The organism is Streptomyces qaidamensis, assembly GCF_001611795.1.
GTDB classification, from domain to species: Bacteria; Actinomycetota; Actinomycetes; order Streptomycetales; family Streptomycetaceae; genus Streptomyces; species Streptomyces qaidamensis.
This window is the reverse complement of the sequence record NZ_CP015098.1, coordinates 1,301,138-1,319,525: the sequence shown is the minus strand read 5'-3', so window position 1 is coordinate 1,319,525 and position 18,388 is coordinate 1,301,138. Positions and strand designations below refer to the sequence as shown.

The 18,388-nt window shown below is 70.1% G+C and carries 17 protein-coding genes; 7 read left to right on the top strand and 10 right to left on the bottom strand.

The features are described from left to right. Window positions 1-39 precede the first annotated feature (39 nt). Window positions 40-666 carry a LysE family translocator gene (locus A4E84_RS05545; RefSeq protein WP_062925467.1) on the bottom strand — a complete coding sequence of 209 codons (627 nt, stop codon included), beginning with the start codon at window positions 664-666 and terminating at the stop codon, window positions 40-42. Window positions 667-776: 110 nt separating this feature from the next. Between A4E84_RS05545 and A4E84_RS05540 the strand changes: the two genes are divergently transcribed. Beyond that, entirely contained in the window at window positions 777-1,229 is a 453-nt protein-coding gene (locus A4E84_RS05540) for an Lrp/AsnC family transcriptional regulator (protein WP_062925466.1), read from the top strand. Between the two features lie 25 nt (window positions 1,230-1,254). On the opposite strand, the gene A4E84_RS05535 is transcribed toward A4E84_RS05540, so the two are convergent. Beyond that, the gene (locus A4E84_RS05535) at window positions 1,255-2,193 is read right to left on the bottom strand and encodes a phosphotransferase (RefSeq protein ID WP_237304849.1); all 939 of its coding nucleotides are present in this window, start codon (window positions 2,191-2,193) and stop codon (window positions 1,255-1,257) included. Between the two features lie 182 nt (window positions 2,194-2,375). Here A4E84_RS05535 and A4E84_RS05530 point away from each other — a divergent pair, with 182 nt between their 5' ends. The 3 genes from A4E84_RS05530 (at window position 2,376) to A4E84_RS05520 (ending at window position 5,097) form a co-directional block, all read left to right on the top strand. Then, window positions 2,376-3,212, top strand: coding sequence for an alpha/beta fold hydrolase (locus tag A4E84_RS05530; RefSeq protein ID WP_062925464.1), 837 nt, complete (start codon window positions 2,376-2,378; stop codon window positions 3,210-3,212). A 139-nt stretch (window positions 3,213-3,351) separates the two neighbouring features. Then, complete coding sequence (locus tag A4E84_RS05525) at window positions 3,352-4,365, top strand: helix-turn-helix domain-containing protein (protein ID WP_062925463.1); 1,014 nt, start codon at window positions 3,352-3,354, stop codon at window positions 4,363-4,365. 63 nt (window positions 4,366-4,428) lie between these two features. After that, window positions 4,429-5,097, top strand: a complete 669-nt coding sequence (locus A4E84_RS05520) for a DUF5701 family protein (protein ID WP_062925462.1) — start codon at window positions 4,429-4,431, stop codon at window positions 5,095-5,097. A gap of 6 nt (window positions 5,098-5,103) precedes the next feature. Here the strand turns inward: A4E84_RS05520 and A4E84_RS05515 are convergent, their stop codons facing one another. Beyond that, complete coding sequence (locus A4E84_RS05515) at window positions 5,104-5,286, bottom strand: hypothetical protein (RefSeq protein WP_062925461.1); 183 nt, start codon at window positions 5,284-5,286, stop codon at window positions 5,104-5,106. 94 nt (window positions 5,287-5,380) lie between these two features. On the opposite strand from A4E84_RS05515, the gene A4E84_RS05510 reads away from it, so the two are divergent. Then, window positions 5,381-5,746 (top strand): GNAT family N-acetyltransferase, encoded by a 366-nt coding sequence (locus tag A4E84_RS05510; RefSeq protein ID WP_062931325.1) that lies wholly within the window; start codon window positions 5,381-5,383, stop codon window positions 5,744-5,746. A 52-nt stretch (window positions 5,747-5,798) separates the two neighbouring features. Here A4E84_RS05510 and A4E84_RS05505 read toward each other — a convergent pair whose 3' ends face one another. The 3 genes from A4E84_RS05505 to A4E84_RS05495 all read right to left on the bottom strand — a co-directional run bounded on the left by A4E84_RS05505 (window position 5,799) and on the right by A4E84_RS05495 (window position 8,288). After that, a complete protein-coding gene (locus A4E84_RS05505; RefSeq protein WP_062925460.1) occupies window positions 5,799-6,920 on the bottom strand; it encodes an AI-2E family transporter in 1,122 nt (373 codons plus the stop codon). A gap of 152 nt (window positions 6,921-7,072) precedes the next feature. Next, the gene (locus A4E84_RS05500) at window positions 7,073-7,852 is read right to left on the bottom strand and encodes a polysaccharide deacetylase family protein (RefSeq protein ID WP_062925459.1); all 780 of its coding nucleotides are present in this window, start codon (window positions 7,850-7,852) and stop codon (window positions 7,073-7,075) included. Window positions 7,853-8,072: 220 nt separating this feature from the next. Then, window positions 8,073-8,288, bottom strand: coding sequence for a hypothetical protein (locus A4E84_RS05495; protein WP_062925458.1), 216 nt, complete (start codon window positions 8,286-8,288; stop codon window positions 8,073-8,075). Between the two features lie 206 nt (window positions 8,289-8,494). On the opposite strand from A4E84_RS05495, the gene A4E84_RS05490 reads away from it, so the two are divergent. Both A4E84_RS05490 and A4E84_RS05485 read left to right on the top strand, forming a co-directional pair. After that, window positions 8,495-9,301, top strand: coding sequence for a class I SAM-dependent methyltransferase (locus A4E84_RS05490; protein ID WP_062925457.1), 807 nt, complete (start codon window positions 8,495-8,497; stop codon window positions 9,299-9,301). 213 nt (window positions 9,302-9,514) lie between these two features. Continuing rightward, window positions 9,515-14,728 carry a family 43 glycosylhydrolase gene (locus A4E84_RS05485; protein ID WP_062925456.1) on the top strand — a complete coding sequence of 1,738 codons (5,214 nt, stop codon included), beginning with the start codon at window positions 9,515-9,517 and terminating at the stop codon, window positions 14,726-14,728. A 112-nt stretch (window positions 14,729-14,840) separates the two neighbouring features. Here A4E84_RS05485 and A4E84_RS05480 read toward each other — a convergent pair whose 3' ends face one another. The 4 genes from A4E84_RS05480 to A4E84_RS05465 form a co-directional block, all read right to left on the bottom strand. Further along, window positions 14,841-15,671 (bottom strand): hypothetical protein, encoded by an 831-nt coding sequence (locus A4E84_RS05480; protein WP_159029558.1) that lies wholly within the window; start codon window positions 15,669-15,671, stop codon window positions 14,841-14,843. Continuing rightward, window positions 15,646-16,149, bottom strand: coding sequence for a hypothetical protein (locus A4E84_RS05475; protein WP_062925454.1), 504 nt, complete (start codon window positions 16,147-16,149; stop codon window positions 15,646-15,648). The genes A4E84_RS05480 and A4E84_RS05475 overlap by 26 nt, the downstream gene beginning before the upstream one ends. Then, complete coding sequence (locus tag A4E84_RS05470; RefSeq protein WP_159029557.1) at window positions 16,146-17,027, bottom strand: Rab family GTPase; 882 nt, start codon at window positions 17,025-17,027, stop codon at window positions 16,146-16,148. Before A4E84_RS05470 ends, A4E84_RS05475 begins: the two co-directional genes overlap by 4 nt. Window positions 17,028-17,161: 134 nt before the next feature. After that, entirely contained in the window at window positions 17,162-18,382 is a 1,221-nt protein-coding gene (locus A4E84_RS05465) for a metallophosphoesterase (protein WP_062925452.1), read from the bottom strand. Between the last annotated feature and the right edge of the window lie 6 nt (window positions 18,383-18,388).

Here is an 18,388-nt window from a genome sequence, read left to right as displayed (position 1 = left end):
GCCGCGTGAAGCCCCTGCTCGGACCCCCGGCGGGAGCCGTCAGCCGGCCAGGCGCTCCACCAGCAGGAAGCCGCCGATGACGATCATCATCGCGCCGGAGGCACGGGTCACCGCCCGGGCCGCTGCGGGCCTGGTCCTCAGGACCGTGCGGGCCAGGACTCCGACGGTGAGGTAGACGACGGCGCAGGCGGTCATGTGCAGCGAGCCGAGCAGGCCGGTCTGGCCGGCGACCGGCCAGGCACCCGCGGGGTCGATGAACTGCGGGAACAGGGAGAAGTAGAGCAGCAGCGCCTTGGGGTTCAGCCCGCTGGTCCCGATTCCCCTCAGCATGACCCGCAGCCGGGAGGTGCCCTGGTGGCCCGACTCCTCCCCGGAGGCCGTCAAGGCGGCCGGGTGCCGCAGCACTCCCCAGCCGAGCCACACCAGGTAACCGGCCCCGGCCGTGGTCAGCACGGTGAGCAGCGTCGCCGAGCTCGCCACGATCACCACCAGCCCCGCCACGGCGAGCAGGGTGTAGCCCGCGTATCCGGCGACCAGCCCCGCGACCGCCGGCACGACCGACCGGTCCCGCAGGCCGGACGTGATCGCGTAGGCCCAGTCCGCGCCGGGGGTGAATATCAGCAGCAGATCCACCGCCAGGAAGGCCGCCAGCGTGGTCGTGTCCATCGATCGTTCCCTCTCACATGCCTGGTGCGAGAGGAAGGTTAGGCCGGATCGAACCGAAGGTGTTCCCTTCTTTACTCCTTGATCGCGCTGTCTGAGGCAGAATCTTCTCCATGGATGCCCTGGACCGGAAAATTCTCACCGAGCTGCAGCTGGACGGCCGTCTCACGGTCACCGAACTGGCCGCGCGCGTGCGGCTGAGCGTCTCGCCCTGCCACCGCAGGCTGCGCGACCTCGAACGCGAGGGCGCGATCCGCGGCTATCGCGCGGTGGTGGACCCGTCCGCCGTGGGCCTCGACTTCGAGGCCCTCGTCTTCGTCACCATGCGCCTGGAGGACGCCGACACGGTCTCCGCGTTCGAAGAGGCCGTGGCCGCCGTTCCGCACGTGCTCCAGGCCCAGCGGCTGTTCGGCGACCCCGACTACCTCCTGCGCGTCGCCGCCACCGATCTGACCGCCTTCCAGCAGCTCTACGACCGGCAGCTCGCCCGGCTCCCCGGCGTCCAGCGCCTCAACTCCACCCTCGTCATGAAGCACGTCGTCGACGACCGCCCGCTGCCCGAGTGAGCGGCACCCGCGCCGGCAGCCGGTCTCAGCCGCCCAGTCCTCCGGCGAACGGCATCGACCGCCACTGCTCGACCGCCGGCTTGAGCGCGTCCACCAGCAGGGGCAGCTGCGGCGCGAGCGCGAGACAGGCCACCGCGCGGGACATGCCCACCGCGTTGACGACCCGCATCACGTCCTTCTCCAGCCGGCGCAGCCCCAGCCGCCCGGCCGCCGCGTCGTAAGCGGCCTCACACGCGGGGCCGAGGGCCGCCAGGTCCCATTCGACCGGCCCGAGCGTGGTCAGTTCGAAGTCGGAGTACAGGACGCCGTCCGGGCCGGAGACGATGTTGGCCGCCGGGGCGTCGCCGTGGACCGGCTGCAGCCCGATGCCGGGGAACACCGCCTCGAACCCCGCGCGTGAGGCGACGACCGGCTCCAGGACCTCCCACTCGCGCCGCGCCCGGTCGAGATCGGCCGGGTCCAGGAGATCGGGGCGCGCTTCGAGCGCGGCGAGCCCGTCGGTGACGAACCGCGGTTCGGCCGCCGACAGGAACGGCAGCTCACCCGGGTAGGAGCGCAGCGCGGCGTGCAGGCCGGCGACCAGACCGGCCTGGCGCACGAAATCCGGCTCGGCGCTCTGGTCCAGCTCGACGAACTGCCAGAACGTCATCGAGAACCCGTCCCGCAGCACGGGCTCCCGCGGCACGAGCGGGCTCGGCGGGATCACCGGGTGCCCCTGATCCGCGAGCCACCCCGCCACGGCCAGTTCCTGCCGCTGCCGGGCGGCCTGGGAGCCGGCGTCGGCGTACGACGGCAGGACGGTCGGCACCCTGACCACCACGGGGGACGGAGCCAGGTGCACCACGACGGAGAACACGTCGTAGAGGACTCTCGCATCGGCCACGTCGAGCCCCAGATCACGCCCCGCGGCGACGGCCGCGGCCAGGGCGCGGGAGGTGCGGGCGGACATCTGATCAGGTGTCATGAACCCTTTCATGGCGGCGATGCTGTCACGCCGGACACAGGGGGCGCATCAGGTTAAGGACCACCGGCCGCCTGTGCGCACCGGGTCAACACCCGTGCGCTGTGGGGCAATCGGTCCGCCCGCGCCCGCCCTAGCGTGGCCGGGTCCCTTGCACCAGCCGCTCGGAAACGAGGAAGCAGCACATGCCGTACATCACCGTGGGCCAGGAGAACTCCACCGCCGTCGACCTGTACTACGAGGACCACGGATCCGGGCAGCCGGTCGTCCTCATCCACGGATTCCCGCTCGACGGCCACTCCTGGGAGCGGCAGAGCGCGGTACTGCTCGACGCCGGCTACCGCGTGATCACCTACGACCGGCGCGGTTTCGGGCAGTCCTCCCAGCCGACGTCCGGCTACGACTACGACACCTTCGCCGCCGACCTGAACACTGTGATGGAGACCCTCGACCTGCAAGGCGCCGTCCTCGTCGGGTTCTCGATGGGCACCGGCGAGGTCGCCCGGTACGTGTCCGCGTACGGCTCGGCCCGGGTCGCCAAGGTCGCCTTCCTCGCCTCTCTGGAGCCCTGCCTGCTCAAGTCCGACGACAACCCGGACGGGGTCGCCCCGAAGGAGTTCTTCGACGGGGTCGTCGCGGCGGTGAAGGCCGACCGCTACGCCTACTACACGGACTTCTACAACGACTTCTACAACCTCGACGAGAACCTCGGCACCCGGATCAGCGAGGAGGCCGTGCGCAACAGCTGGCTCGTCGCCGCGCGCGGAGGATTCTTCGCCGCGGCCGCCGCGCCCGCGACCTGGTACACCGACTTCCGCGCCGACATCCCGGCGATCGACGTGCCGGCCCTGATCCTGCACGGCACGGGCGACCGCATCCTGCCCGTGGAGGGGACCGCACGGCCGTTCCGCAAGGCCCTTCCGGCCGCGGACTACGTGGAGATCGAGGGTGCCCCGCACGGTCTGCTGTGGACCCACGCGGAGGAGGTCAACTCGGCGCTGCTCGCCTTCCTGGCGAAGTGATCCGGTGAAGTGATCCGGTGAAGTGATCCGATTCTTCCCCCGATTCTTCCTGGACCGCCCCCGGGCGGCATGGTGACATCGTCGAGGCCGGCAGCGGAGACCACCTGCCGGCCTTGATGATGCCCAGGGGGGAATGCAAATGCCCGTCGTCCTTTCCACCGCGTCACTGTCCGCGGCCGAACGGGGGGAGCGCTGGCACCACGCGGTGAGCCGCACCTTCATCCCGCTCGACGTACGCCTCCTGGAGGACGATCCGTCGCCCGGCAGCATCGTCAGCAACCGCCTGGGTTCCTTACGGGTCTCGCAGGTCGAGGCCGGCCCGCAGGTCGTGACGCGCAGCAGGAAGCTCATCGCCCGGGACGGCAAGGAGTTCCTCATCCTGACCCTGCAGCGCCGGGGCAGCGCCCTCAAGGAGCAGGACGGCAGGGAGGCACGCATCGGACCGGGCGACTTCTCCCTCACCGACTCCACCCGGCTGTTCCGGAAGAAGGTGGAGAACGCGTTCTGTTTCACCTCCTTCCACTTCCCGCGCCAGGATCTCCGGGTGCGCGACGCGGACCTGCGGGCGCTGACCGCCACGGCGTTCTCCGGCCGGGAGGGCGGCGCCGCCCTGGTGGCCACCTACTTCGCGCGTCTGGCCCGCGAAGCGGCGCACCTCGACGCCGTCGCCGGCCGGCAGTACGCGGCCACGGCGCTGGACCTGCTGGCACTGCTGATCGACGAGCGGTCCGGCCGCTTCGCCCCCGAGGCCCAGGAGACCGCCGCGGCCACCCTCGTGCGCGTCAAGGACCACATCCTGCGCCACCTCGCCGACCCCGGCCTCGCACCGCCCGCGATCGCCGCCGCGCACTTCGTCTCGGTCCGCTACCTGCACAAGCTGTTCCAGTCGGAGGGCGTGACGGTCGGGGAGTGGATCCGGACGCAGCGGCTGGAGCGGTGCCGCCGGGATCTGCTGCGCTCCCCGGCCCCGGGGGACGGGGTCGCGGCCGTCGCCCGGCGCTGGGGGTTCACCAGCCCCAGCCACTTCAGCCGCGCCTTCCGCGCGGCCTACGGGATGGCGCCCCGCGAGTGGCGGATCCACGGCCTGGCCGGCGAGGCGACGACGGACGCGGCGGAGCGGGAACATCCCGGCGGAGCGGCTCGTTGCCCCTGAGTTCGCCCCCGTCCCAGTCCGCCCCCGTCCTAGTCCGCCCGTGTCGCCGACCCAGGGAGCATCGTGCCCGAGACCACGCCCGGCCCGTCCACCGTTCTGACCGCACCCCCGGCCCTGAGCGCGCAGGCCGAGCGGCTGATCGAGCTCGGGGTGCACGAGACCGCCGGCCTGTCCGCCGAGGAGATCCGCACGTTCGCCGCGCGGGCCGAAGCCGGGGCCGACGGCCCGGGTGCCCTGCTGGCCGTGCACCCGGACCGGGCCCCCGCCTCGGCCCTCGCGCCGCTGCTCCGCCGCGACGGCAAGCCGGGCTTCGTCGTCGTCGACATGCCCGACGTGGACGAGTTCGCCCCTTCCGCCCTCGCACTGCCCGACGCCCCGCTCTACCTCGTCCACGGCATCGACCGGGGCGACCACATGGCCAACTGGTCCCCGGACGAGGCACTGCCCGCCCTCACCAAAGAGGACCGCACCCCGCTGGTGCTCACCGAGGGCATCCACTGGGTGCTCCAGCAACCCGAAGCCCTGGAGCGGAACCTCTGCTTCATGACCATCGGCTCCCGGCTGCGCAAGCCCAACGGCAGCTTCGACGCGCGCACTCCGGCCATCTGGATCAGCAACGGCACCGGCCGGGACGGCCGCGAGCGCCGCAACGCGCCCAAGGTCGGCTGGTGCTGGTGGAACAACCGGCACACCTGGCTGGGCTTCGCCTCCACGACGGGCCGTCGGGGCTGAGTCCCGTCACTGCGCGAACCGGATGAGCGGCGCCGGCCGCCCCGCGGTCAGTGCGGCGTGACCAGCGCGGGCCTCGTCCCGCACGTCCGCGGGCACGCGGTGCTCCAGGGCGAGCGCGGCCCGGTACTCCGCGGCGGCCTCGGCCCGCTCGCCGAGACACGCCAGCGCATGCGCCAGACGCAGGTGCACCTTGTCCGCCTGCTTGTGCCGTCCGCGGGCGTCGAACTGCCCGCGGACGGACCGCAGCGCGTCGACGGCCTTCCTGCCACCGCCCCTCGTCGAGATGGACGAACGACACCGCGTGGACGGCCGTCAGGACGGTGAACTCACGGACGTTGGCCAGCGGTCGGACGCGGAGCAGCTGTCCGCGATCCTGGTCGACGGACGCCGTGCCGGGCTGACGGCCTACCGCGACCGCGGGGAGCAGCGCGTCTTCTTCCACACGGAGACCGACGACGCCTTCGCCGGCCGGGGCCTCGCCGGGGAGCTGGTCCGGCAGGCGCTCGCCGACGTGCGCGCGTCGGGCAAGCGGATCGTGCCGGTCTGCCCGTACGTCGCCTCGTACCTCGAGCGCCATGACGGCTTCGCCGGCATCACCGACCCCGTGACGCCGGACGTCCTGGCGTGGCTGGAGGAACAACTCACCTGAGAAAAGGGGCTCTTGGGGAAACCGGGACCGAGGACGAGACTGCCGCTCCGGCTCAGTCCGCCGGTGCGGCGCCCCGGGCCGGACCGCCCGTACCGCCCCGCAGCGCCTGGTACACGGACCACACCACGGCCACCAGCGGTACGGCCACCACCGCACCGATCACCCCCGCCGCCACCGCCCCGCCGACCACCGCCAGGGCGATCACCACCGGGTGGAGCCGGACGGCCCAGCTCATCACGATCGGGTGCAGCAGGTGGCCCTCGATCTGGCCGATGACCACGATCAGGGCCACGACCACCAGGGCGATGAGCGGCCCCTTCGACGCCAGGGCGACCACGGCGGCGACCGCCAGCGCGATGGGCGAGCCGATCAGCGGGATGAACGCCGCCAGGAACTCCAGCAGGGCCAGCGGCACGGCCAGCGGCACCCCGAGGGCGAACAGCGCGATGCCCACAAGGACTGCGTTGGTCGCCGCCACCAGCAGGATGCCGTGCGTGTAGCCGGTGAAGGTCCGCCAGGCCGCCCCGGCCCCGACCGCGAACCGCTGCCGGGCCCGGTCGGGAAGCTGGTCGCACAGCCACTGCCACTGCTTGTCGCCGGAGTGCGTGAAGAAGACCGCGCAGAACAGGGCCAGCGCGAGCACGGTCAGCACCTCGACCAGCCGGCTCGCGCCGCTGACCGCCGTGCTGATGACGGTGGAGCGGTGGTCCGACAGGAGCTTGCCGACCCGGGACTGGAGATCGTCGAACGCGTCCGCGGGCAGCCGGAAGGGAGGCTCCTCCAGCCGTCGCTCGATCCGGTCGATCCCCGCCACGAACTCCTTCTCCAGCCCGGTCCGCTGGTCCGCCACGGTCTCACCCACCAAGGCCAGTGCCCCGAGGACGAGGAGGATGCCGCCGATGAGCGCGGTGGCGACGGCGAGCGGCCGGGGCATGAACCGGGCCAGCAGACCGGCCACCGGGCGGAGCACGGCCGTGACGACGAGACCGAGGAAGACGGCGACGGCGATCCGGTGGAACTGCCCGAGCACGGAGAAGCCGACGCGGACGACGATGCCGACCGCGATGAGCCGCCACGCGTACGCCGCGGCGGTCCGCAGCACGCCCGGCACGCGCGACTCGGCGTCGTTCAGGCGCGGCAGCGCCGAGGCGGGTGGATCGGGGGGCGTCGACATCTCATGCCCGTACCACCCCCGGGACGGCGAACCGCGGGGCGAGCCCGGAATTCCCCCGAAGGCCGGTACCGGCCGGCGCAGCGGTGGCCCGGCGGCCCGGCGGGATTCCGCGACAAGCCCCCACCGGAGTCGGGCGTGCCGGAGTCCGGACGTCAGCGCACGGGGAAACCGAAGGAGTACCCCTGCTCCTTCAGCCACGGCAGGAGCTCCCGCAGGGCGGCGACGGTCTGCGAGCGGTCTCCTCCCGCGTCGTGGAAGAGGAGGGTCGGGCCGTTGGAGATCTCGTTCTTGACGGTGGCGACGATGGCGTTCGTGCCGGGGCGCTCGAAGTCCTTGGAGTCGATGTTCCAGCCGAGCGGGCGCATGCCACGGGACGCGGCGAGGTGACGGCTGGAGGGCGTGAAGGCCCCTCCGGGAGCCCTGTAGTACAGCGGGCGGACGCCTCCGGAGGCTTCGGTGATCATGCGCTCGGCGTCCCTGATCTGCTCCGACTGGTAGGCCTTGGACTTGTGATCCATGGTGACGTCGTGCGAGACCGTGTGGTCGCAGAGCCGGTGCCCGGCCGCCACGACCGCCTTGACCAGGTCGGGGTGGGCGCGAGCCTGCGTGCCCACCATGCAGAACGTGGCCTTCACACCGTTGTCCCGCAGCACCTGGAGCACTTCAGGGGTCCAGACGGGGTCCGGTCCGTCGTCGATGGTGATGTTGACGCCCCGGGCGCCGGCGTCCGAGGCGTGCACGATGCCCGCCGGCACGGGTGCCGCCTTCCGGCCCTGCGACGGGGCGGGAGGCGCTGCGGCGCCCCGCTCGGGCCGTCCCTCGCCGGAACCGAGTTGCGCGTTCCAGAACGAGGTCAGGCCGGCCACCGCGGTCACCCCGAGCGCCGCTGCCAGCACCTTGGCGTACCATCCCCGTCCGCCGTTTCCCGCCATGTCTGCTGTTCCTTCGCCGTCGCCGTGGAGCCCGTGCATACGGCAAGAGGGCGGACGGCGGCCGGCGGATCCGTCTGTTACCGATCACGGACAATCCCGCTGCCCGGCGGTATCACGACGGCCCTGCGACGGTCTCGCAGCGGTGGCGGGGTGGTGGCGGGGCGTTGGTGGGCGTTGGTGGGGGTTGCCCCAGTGCGCCTCAGCCGGCTTCGCGGTCCAGTCAGCCGGTCTCGCGATCCAGCACGCGGCGGGCCGCCTCGGCCTCCGCCGCCGGGGGCGACAGCTCGTCGAGGGTGTCGAGTTCGTCGTCCGCTTCCAGTTCCCGTTCCCAGGCCGCCGCGAGCCGTTCCTGCTCCTGGCGCGGCCTGGTCCCGATCGCTTCACGGTGCTCCGGGTCCAGAGCCGCCAGGAATCGGGCGAGGGAATCCGTGGTCATGCGGGGCTCCTTGTCGTGGGGGAGGGGTGACACCCGCCCCAGCATGGCTGAACCCCCTCCGCGCCGGCCGCTCGACACAGCCGGGGGACACCGCGTAAGCCCAGGCGATCATGAAACGCCGGTTCTCGTCCGGTGAACCCGGGCTCTCGGTCCTGATCGATGCCGGATCCTGGAACCGCGACCACCCAGGGGAATGGAGACCCGCCATGACCAGCACGTTCCGTCCTGACTTCGGACTCACCGCGCAGGACTACGGCCGCCACCGCGCCGGATTCCCACCCCAGACCGTCACTCACCTGTACCGGCACGGCATCTCCTTCCCCGGCAAGGACGTACTCGACCTCGGGACCGGCACCGGCACACTGGCCCGGCTGTTCGCGCGGGCAGGGGCGCGGGTGACCGGTCTCGACCCGGCCGCGCCGCTGCTTGAGCAGGCCCGGGAGCTCGACCGGGAGGCAGGGGTGGAGACCGACTACCGAGTGGGTACGGCGGAGTCTACGGGACTGCCGGGCGGCTCGTACGACGTGGTGACTGCCGGCCAGTGCTGGCACTGGTTCGACGCGCCGAGGGCCACGGCGGAGATACGGCGGCTGCTGCGGCCGGGCGGCCGGGTCGTCGTCGCCCACTTCGACTGGCTGCCCCTGCCGGGCAACGTGGTCGAGGCGACCGAGGAGCTGATCCTCTCCTTCAACCCGGCCTGGACCCTGGGCGGCGGCACCGGTCTGTACCCACGCTGGCTGACCGACCTGGCCACCGCGGGCTTCACCGGCATCGAGACCTTCTCCTTCGACCTGGCCGTGCCCTACTCGCCGGAGGCGTGGCGGGGGCGGATCCGGGCCAGTGCCGGGGTGGGGGCGAGCCTGCCGCCGGACGAGGTGGAACGCTTCGACGAGGCACTCGGCCGGGTGCTGGGCGACCGCTTCCCCGGTGAGGTGATCCAAGTCCCACACCGCACCTGGGCCGTTGTGGCCACGAGGGGCGAGGAGGACCGACCCGCCCGTCCGGCCCGGTGAACCACCACGAGTCGGACGGCGCTGTTCGGCCTGTCGGACATTGTTCGAAACCTCTTGACGCTGGTGGGGCTGCCGACTGAAACTCTCGCAACACACTTCACCTGCGTGTAACGGCAGGCCCACGGCAAGGACTTGCCGTCGCCTCGTCGGCTCCTCCCTTTCCGTACCGCTGCCTTGTCCGAAATCAGCCATGCCTCAGCAGGGAACCTCGACATGACGCACGCCGCACGACTTCGCAGCCGCGCGAGACGCCGGGCGGGCCATCTCGCCGGACTGACCGCCGCGTCGATGCTGCTCACCCTCGCCGGACCCACCGCCTCCGCACAGGCCGCCCCGGCGGCCCCGGCGGCCGAAGCGGCGGACATCACCGACGGCCTGGCGCTGTGGTACAAGCTCGACGCCGACTCCGGCGGCACCGCGACCGACGCCTCCGGCAACGGCCGCAACGGCACGGTCAGCGGCACCGCCGACTGGTCGGCATCCGGTCAGGGGCTTGCCTTCAACGGGTCGGACACCTACATCAAGGTGCCGGACGACGTCATGAAGGGCATGAACGCGATCACCGTCTCCATGGACGTACTGATCGACCCCGCCCAGAGCACGCCCTACTTCCTCTACGGCTTCGGCAACACCAGCGCGGGCAACGGCAACGGCTACCTGTTCACCACCGGCAACTCCTTCCGCACCTCCGTCGCGACGGGCAACTGGTCGACCGAGCAGACCACCAAACCGTCCGACTCCCACAACCTGACCCGCGGCGTGTGGAAGCACGTCACCTACGCCCAGACCGGTTCCACGGGCGTGCTCTACGAGGACGGCGTCGAGGTCGGCCGCAACACCTCCGTCACCACCACGCCCGGCGCCATCGGCTCCGGCACCACCAAGGCCAACTACATCGGCAAGTCCGTCTACGACGGCGACAAGCTCTTCAAAGGCCGGATACGCGACTTCCGCGTCTACGACCGGGCCCTGGACGGCTCGGAGGTCGAGCAGCTCTCCCTCCCCGTCGCCACGCAGGGCGTCGCCGCCGACAAGGACGCCCTCAGCCTCGGCGACACCAGCGGTGTCACCGCCGACCTGGACCTGCCGAAGACCGGCCCGGCCGGCGGCTCGTCCATCACCTGGGCCAGCGACAACCCGTCCGTGGTGTCCGACACCGGCAAGGTGACCCGCCCCGAGGCCGGCTCACCGGACGGCCGAGCCACGCTCACGGCGACCCTGAGGAAGGGCACCGTGACCGGCACCAAGACCTTCGACGTCACGGTCCGGCCCGCACTCGACGACGCCGCCGCCACCCGCGAGGCCGCCGAGGCGCTCACGGTCCACAACCTCGACGACGCCCGCGGCAACCTCACCCTGCCGGGCACCGGCAAGTACGCCACGGCCGTCGCCTGGTCCTCCGCGAAGCCGGACGTCGTCTCCGCCGGCGGCGAGGTCCACCGCCCCGCGCACGGCGACGGCGCCACCACCGTCGAACTGACCGCCACCGTCACCAAGGGCGAGGCGAAGACGACCCGCGTCCTGACGGCCAAGGTGCCCGAACTGCCCGCCGACGCGGCCCTCAAGGGCTACATGTTCAGCTACTTCACCGGCGAGGGCACCTCCGACGGCGAACAGCTCTACGCCGCCCTCAGCAAGGGCGACGACCCGCTGCACTGGCGCGAACTGAACGACGGCAAGCCGGTCCTCACCTCCACGCTGGGCGAGAAGGGCCTGCGCGACCCGTTCATCATCCGCTCCCCGGAGGGCGACAAGTTCTACCAGATCGCCACCGACCTCAGGATCTACGGCAACGGCGACTGGGACGCCTCCCAGCGCACCGGCAGCAAGTCCATCATGGTCTGGGAGTCCACCGACCTGGTGCACTGGACCAACCAGCGCCTGGTCAGGGTCTCGCCCGACAACGCCGGCAACACCTGGGCGCCGGAGGCCTTCTACGACGCCGAGCGCGGCGAGTACGTCGTCTTCTGGGCGTCGAAGCTGTACGACAACGCCGACCACTCCGGCGGCACGTACAACCGCATGATGTACGCCACCACCCGCGACTTCCACACCTTCAGCGAGCCCAAGGTCTGGATCGACCGCGGCTACTCGGTCATCGACTCCACGATGATCCGGCACGACGGGACGTACTACCGCCTCTCCAAGGACGAGCGGAACAACACCTCCTCCACCCCCAACAGCAAGTTCATCTTCCAGGAGAAGAGCGACTCGATCCTCGACCCGTCCTGGACCCCGGTCGCCGAGGGCATCGGCAAGGGCGCGATGAACGCCGCCGAGGGACCACTGGTGTTCAAGTCCAACACCGAGGAGAAGTGGTACGCGTTCCTCGACGAGTTCGGCGGCCGCGGCTACATCCCCTTCGAGACGACCGACCTCGACTCCGGCACCTGGACCCCCTCCACCGGCTACGACCTGCCCGCCAAACCCCGCCACGGCACCGTGCTGCCGGTCACCCAGGCCGAGTACGACCGGCTGCTGCGCGCCTACCAGCCCGACCAGATCGTGAAGAGCGTCGAGGACGTCTCCGTGAAAACCGGGGTCGGCCGGGCGCCGGTGCTGCCGGCCACAGTGATCGCCGAGTACGCCGACGGCGTCAAGCGGCCCGTCTCCGTCGACTGGGAGGACGTCCCCGCGTCGAAGTACGCCCAGCCCGGCACCTTCACCGTCACCGGCAGCCTGCCCGGCGGCGCCGCGATCCCGGTCCGGGCCGAGGTCACCGTGTCCCAGGAGGCACCGGACGTTCCGGCCGACCTCCTGCTGCACTACGGCTTCGACGAGACGGGCGGCACCATCGCCCGTGACTCCAGCGGGCACGGCCACCACGGCACGTACGTCCGCACGCTCGACTTCGGCACCGGTGTCGACGGTGGCTCGTTCAAGATGTCGGGCGGCTCCGACTCGCCGTACGTGAAGATCCCGAACGGCGTGCTGAAGAGCGCCGACAGCGTGACGGTGTCGACGTACGCCAAGTGGAAGGGCGGCAGCAGCTTCCAGTGGCTGTTCGGGCTCGGACCCGACAGCGACAAGTACCTGTTCGCCACCCCGTCCAACGGCGGCTCCAGCCTCTACTCGGCCATCACGAAGGCGAGTTGGTCGGCAGAGTCGAAGCTCACGGCCGGCTCGCAGCTCACGCCCGGTCAGTGGCGGCACGTCACGGTGACACTGGACGGCGCCACCGGCACGATGATCCTGTACGCCGACGGCATCGAGGCGGCCCGCACGACGACCACCATCAAGCCGTCCGAGCTGTACGACGCGGCAAAGGACCACAGCGGCTACATCGGCCGCTCCCTGTACGCGGCCGACCCCCTCTTCGGCGGCGAGGTCGACGACTTCCGCATCTACGACCGTGCCCTCACGGGCACCGAGGTCATGCGACTCAGCGGCAACACCGCGGGCATCGCCAAGGCGACGCACCCGGCGCTCAAGGTCGACGCGCTCATCGACAACGCGGGCGGCATGATCACCCTGCCCATGAAGGCGGGCACCGATCTCACCGCCCTGGCGCCGGAGTTCACGCTCGCCGACGGCGCTACGATCAGCCCCGCCTCCGGCAGCGCGCACGACTTCACCGAGCCGGTGACGTACGAGGTCACCGGGGCGGACGGCAAGAAGCGCGCCTGGAAGGTTACGGCGCTGATCATGAAGACCCCGGTCCTGCCGGGTCTGAACGCCGACCCGAACATCGAGCGCTTCGGCGACACCTTCTACATCTACCCGACGACCGACGGCTTCGAGGGCTGGAGCGGCACACAGTTCAAGGCCTACTCCTCAAAGGACCTGGTCCACTGGAAGGACCACGGCGTCATCCTCGACCTGGGGCCGGACGTCGGCTGGGCGGACAGCAGGGCCTGGGCACCGGCCATGACAGAGAAGGACGGGAAGTACTACTTCTACTTCTGCGCCGACGCGAACATCGGCGTCGCCGTGTCGGACTCGCCCACCGGCCCCTTCAAGGACGCCCTGGGCAAGCCCCTGCTGAAGGCCGGTGACTTCCGCGGCCAGATGATCGACCCGGCGGTCTTCACCGACGACGACGGCAAGAAGTACCTCTACTGGGGCAACGGCCGCGCCTACGTCGTCCCGCTGGGCGACGACATGACCTCCATCGACACCGCGCAGGTCAAGGACATCACCCCGAGCGGCTACAACGAGGGCACCTTCGTCATCAAGCGCAAGGGCACCTACTACTTCATGTGGTCGGAGAACGACACCCGGGACGAGAACTACCGCGTCGCCTACGCGACCGGCCCCTCGCCCACCGGCCCGTGGACCAAGCAGGGCGTCATCCTGGAGAAGGACCTGTCCCTGGGCATCAAGGGCCCGGGCCACCACTCCGTCGTCCACGTCCCCAACACCGACGACTGGTACATCGCCTACCACCGCTTCGCCATCCCCGGCGGTGACGGCACCCACCGCGAAACCACCATCGACAAGCTGGAGTTCGGCTCCGACGGCCTGATCGAGAAGGTCGTTCCGACGCTGGGCGGCATCGACCCGGTCACCGTCGTCCGTGCCGGGCCGGACGCCACCGGCACCGAGGGCGAGGCGATCACCCTCGCCGGCACCGTCTTTGGGGCGGGCACCCCGAAGTGGACCGTCCAGGACGGCGCCCCGTGCGCCGTCGAGGCCCCCGCCGCGGCCCGCACCACCCTCACCTGCACCGACGACGGCACTTTCCAGGTCACCCTGACCGGCGGGCGCGGCAGCGACACCGCGAGCGTCAAGGTCTCCAACGCCGACCCGTCGATCACCTCCGCCAAGGGCCCGGGCTCGCCCCTCCCGGTGGGCAAGGCCGTCGTCGTCACCGCGTCCTTCGACGACCCGGGCACGAGCGACCGCCACACCTGCGAGGTCGACTGGAAGGACGGCAGCCGGCCGACGACCGGCACGGTCACCGACTCCGGCTGCCGGGCCGCACACGTCTACGACGACGCGGGCATCCACCGCCCGGTCGTCACGGTCGCCGACGACGACGGCGGCACGGACAGCACCACACTTCCGGAACTGATCGTCTACGACCGGGCCGCCGGTCCCGTGGCCGGCGCCGGCACGATCACCTCGCCGGCCGGCGCCTACCCGGCCAGGCCGGGGCTGACCGGAAAGGCGGCGTTCACCTTGGCCGCCCAGTACCGGAAGGGAGCCACCGTCCCCACCGGCAAGGCCACGTTCATCTTCGGTCCGGCCGAGCTCACCTTCCGCTCCACCGGCTCCGACTGGCTCGTGGTGAACGGCTCCCGGGCCGTCTACCAGGGCACCGGCACGGTCGGCGGCAAGAGCGGCTACGCCTTCAGAGTCACCGCCACCGACGGCCCGGACACCTTCCTCATCAAGATCTGGAAGAAGTCCACCGGCGATGTCCTCTACGACAACCGGACCGGCGCGAGGACGAAGGGCGTCGTCGCCGTCGGACACCGAAGCTAGGGGCACGGCGGGTCTGCCGGGCCGGGCTCTTGCCCGGTCCCGGCAGACCCGGGAGCCGTATGCCGTAGGTCCGTGCGACCCTGCCGGAGGGCGCTCGCGAGAGCCTTCGCGTTCAGAACTCGACTTTGAGGGCGAGCGAGACCGTTCTCGTTCTCTCGAACTGGATCTTGAAGGTGTTGCTCATACTAGCTTCAGCGTTCGCGTGCCGACGTCCGAGCGTAGCCTCGAGACCGGCGGCGGTCTTGCAGAACAGGTCGAAATCGCGATTCAGCTCGCTGAGCAGATTGACCACGAGCGACAGGCTCGTGGACACATTGTGCGCCCCGTCCCGCTGCTCGATGAAGATGCGCAGGTCTTCGACGTCGCTCGGGTCATACCCTTCCAGGACCTCAAGGGCTCCTGCGATCGCGGGCACATGGCCCGGCCAGTTGCCTTCCGCCTCGATGGTCAGCTTCAGATCGTGACGCAGATGGGCGGCAAGATTGACCGAACTCCTTTCCTCCACGGACAGGCCGGCGACCGGCGGCTTCGTTCGGGCCTCTCCGTCCCGTCTGGCCCGGGCCTGAGCGGTGTACTCGTTGTCCACGCTGAACTTTCCTGAATCCGCCCGGGACTCCATGACGTGCAGCGACTTGGCCCCGAGTTCCTTGCACACCTTGAGGGCGAGACGGCACTTCCGCAGCGCCGTGCCCTGAATCGCGTTGTCCGCTGCCACGTAACGATGGGCGGAGTCACGATCGCGCACATAGGCCAGATCGGGGTGCAGGACGGTCTCCCGCAGTTCGGGGAAGCGCCTCCAACGACCGAACAGCGGAACCGGCACGATCGTGATGCGATGATCGCGCAGCCGCTCCGGGTCATCGTCGGAGATGCGAACGAAATCCTCCAGCGATACCGTCAGCAGCCGATCGGCCAGTTCATCCGGAATCTGCATGTTCCCCATCTGTCTTCTCGTCGATCCGCTTCCTTCTCGTCCTGGCGGCCTCCCATGGGCCCCCCAGCATGGCCTTCAGAGTCTGCTTCTTGTCGTCGACTCTCGATCTGGCGGCCCAGGCGAGAACGGAGCGGAACTTCTCACGATCCACAGTGATTCTGCCGTCGCGCAGTACTCCGGTGATCCGTTCTGTGGCCGCGGACTCCCAGTCGACTGCGGAGCCGGGACCTTTGACGATGAAGACGACGCCCTGAGGCCCCTTGCCTTCATGGCCGAGTCCGACCGTTGTCTGGATCAACAGCCAATCCCCGAGGCGGACCGCCAGACCGGGCTCGCCCCGGCGCTCCCGCCCTCGTCGGCAGACCTTGCCGATCCACTGGATCGCCGTTCGCTTCTCCTCGGATCTCCGGCGCGTCCCGTCGAGCCAGACGAAGGGCGGTTCGCCGCTCTCGTACTCCGCGTACACCAGCTTGACGATGACACTCATAGCATCGCCTGGACGACTTCGCCCGCGAGGAGGTCGGCGGATTCACGTGTGGCGAGGCTGCCGGCCACCACCTTGGTCTTGTTGCGCATGCTCAGCAGGCTGATGAGGTCGCTGAGCTGTCCGCGTACACGAGTCAGATAGGCGGCATGGCCCAGGAGTTCGTACCGGGAGTCCTTGTCGGTGAAGGTGATCACGAGGATGACCTTCTTGATCTTGGTGCTGTATCTCTTGATGCGGGCGGCGTCAGCGATGAGCCGCTCATATGCCTCGGATGCTCCGGGGTTTTCCTCATCCGTTTCCAGCTGCGGCGCCTTGATGAGGTAGAGGATGTATTGGGCTGCCTCCACGCCGTCTCGTGAGGCGTCCAGGATTTCGTCCATCCCGCTGAAGTCCTTGACGTTCCTGAACTTGAGCGGCTTGTCGATCCAGAGAACCTTCTTCCCCGTGTCCAGCCGTATCCTTCCGATGAACTCGCCCGCTGGATGGGTCCGGTGCACCGGCTCGTCCCACTTGCCCTGCCAGGTGTTGAGCAGCGTGGTCTTGCCGCTCATGCCCTCACCGAGCAAGATGATCTTCGCTGGGCGTTTGAGCTGACGGACCGTGAGAGCCGTCCCGACCACTCCCGACAACACGACGGCACCGACGATCACAGGTAGTGGCAAGTCCTGCTCCTTGCATGACCGAGTGAGCGCAGAGTTCCTCTGGACGCTCGCCAACCGATAATCAAGCAAAGCAGACGAATGAAGATCGAGGTCGGGAATCGCATGAACCTGCCTCTTGCCGGCAGCCGTTGCCCGTTCGATCGGAAAAGCGCCCCTCGAACGGGAGTCCCCTTGGGTGCGGTCGAGCACCGGATGCTCAGGGTGGCTTACTGCCACAACGCAACTGTGCGTCTCGCTGTATCGGTGAAAAACTATCCGAGTGCCACGCGCCAACGATCCCGGATGTGACAGAAATGCCTGGGCTCCGTGTAGCACCCACCGGGCCTTGCGCATGGCACAGGCGTCGAGTGCTACGTCGAGGTGGGCGGGTGCGGGGAGCGGAGCACGAGCAGGGTGATCTCGCTGGGGGCGAAGAGACGGAACGGCGGGCCCCAGAAGCCGGTGCCGCGGCTGGTGTAGAGGAGAGTGCGAGAGCCGTGGTGGCTGAGGCCGGCGAGGGTGGGCTGGTCGATGCGGACAAGGTGGTGGAAGGGCCAGATCTGGCCGCCGTGGGTGTGGCCGGAGAGTTGGAGGTCGATGCCGGCGGCTGCTGCTGGGTCGATGAACTTGGGCTGGTGTGCCAGGAGCAGGACGGGCAGGTGGGGGTCGGCTCCGGTCAGGGCGCGGGCGAGGTCGGCGCGGTGGCCGGCCAGGCCGGAGGACTCGGCGGTGACGTCATCCACGCCGGCGACTACGAGGGTGTCGCCTCCACGTTCGAGCAGCAGATGGCGGTTGCGCAGCGGCTCCCAGCCCAACTCGTCCATCAGGTCGATCCAGCCCTGTGCCTCGCTGTAGTACTCGTGGTTGCCGGTGACGTAGACACGGGCCCGGGTGGCCCGCACGGTTGCGAGTGGTGCGGCCTGGGCGCGGCGGCGTTCGGCCGTACCGTCCGCGATGTCGCCGGTGTGGCAGACCAGGTCGGCTTCCAGAGCGTTCACCGTCTCGCACACCCGTGCCGACCAACGAGCGCGATCGAGCGGGCCGTAATGGGTGTCGGTGATGAGGACGACACGCATGCCGTCCAACCCGGGGCCCAGCCGTGGCAGTTGCACGTCGAGCCGGCGCACCCGGGGCACGCGGCGGGCCTCGAGGTGCCCCCAGGCGAGCAGCACCACGGTGACACCGAGGACGGCCCAGGTGACGATTCGGGCCCGGTCTTGGCTCTCTCCCACTCCGGCCGCGGCCAGCGCGAGCCGCAAGAGGAGGCCGAGCAGAACGGACCAGGTGAACAGGACCCAGCTGGTGCCCAGCAGAGTGTCACCGATGATCGCCGCCCGGTCCTGCTGACGTCGGCCGTGGCCGCGCGCCATCGCGAGCGGCATACCGACGAGGCCGAGGACGAACAGGGCGGTGCCGACCAGCGTGACGGGCAGCGGCCAGTGCTGGCCGGTGTGCACGATCACCCAGCACGGCACGGCCCACAGCAGGAAAGGAGCGACCAGGGGGAGGTAGCGCATCAGGTGGTGCAGTCGGCTCTGCGGCGGAGTTTTCGTTTCACCCTCGGCCGGCCGGGTGTCGCTCGTGTCGGTCACGCTTGC

What these genes read in the sequence shown, in the direction of transcription:
- A4E84_RS05480 (WP_159029558.1), bottom strand. Translation starts at nt 15,671, where the DNA reads ATGGGGAACATGCAGATTCCGGATGAACTGGCCGATCGGCTGCTGACG.
- A4E84_RS05540 (WP_062925466.1), top strand. Translation starts at nt 777, where the DNA reads ATGGATGCCCTGGACCGGAAAATTCTCACCGAGCTGCAGCTGGACGGC.
- A4E84_RS05505 (WP_062925460.1), bottom strand. Translation starts at nt 6,920, where the DNA reads ATGTCGACGCCCCCCGATCCACCCGCCTCGGCGCTGCCGCGCCTGAAC.
- A4E84_RS05525 (WP_062925463.1), top strand. Translation starts at nt 3,352, where the DNA reads ATGCCCGTCGTCCTTTCCACCGCGTCACTGTCCGCGGCCGAACGGGGG.
- A4E84_RS05530 (WP_062925464.1), top strand. Translation starts at nt 2,376, where the DNA reads ATGCCGTACATCACCGTGGGCCAGGAGAACTCCACCGCCGTCGACCTG.
- A4E84_RS05510 (WP_062931325.1), top strand. Translation starts at nt 5,381, where the DNA reads ATGGACGAACGACACCGCGTGGACGGCCGTCAGGACGGTGAACTCACG.
- A4E84_RS05485 (WP_062925456.1), top strand. Translation starts at nt 9,515, where the DNA reads ATGACGCACGCCGCACGACTTCGCAGCCGCGCGAGACGCCGGGCGGGC.
- A4E84_RS05490 (WP_062925457.1), top strand. Translation starts at nt 8,495, where the DNA reads ATGACCAGCACGTTCCGTCCTGACTTCGGACTCACCGCGCAGGACTAC.
- A4E84_RS05475 (WP_062925454.1), bottom strand. Translation starts at nt 16,149, where the DNA reads ATGAGTGTCATCGTCAAGCTGGTGTACGCGGAGTACGAGAGCGGCGAA.
- A4E84_RS05535 (WP_237304849.1), bottom strand. Translation starts at nt 2,193, where the DNA reads ATGACACCTGATCAGATGTCCGCCCGCACCTCCCGCGCCCTGGCCGCG.
- A4E84_RS05500 (WP_062925459.1), bottom strand. Translation starts at nt 7,852, where the DNA reads ATGGCGGGAAACGGCGGACGGGGATGGTACGCCAAGGTGCTGGCAGCG.
- A4E84_RS05545 (WP_062925467.1), bottom strand. Translation starts at nt 666, where the DNA reads ATGGACACGACCACGCTGGCGGCCTTCCTGGCGGTGGATCTGCTGCTG.
- A4E84_RS05495 (WP_062925458.1), bottom strand. Translation starts at nt 8,288, where the DNA reads ATGACCACGGATTCCCTCGCCCGATTCCTGGCGGCTCTGGACCCGGAG.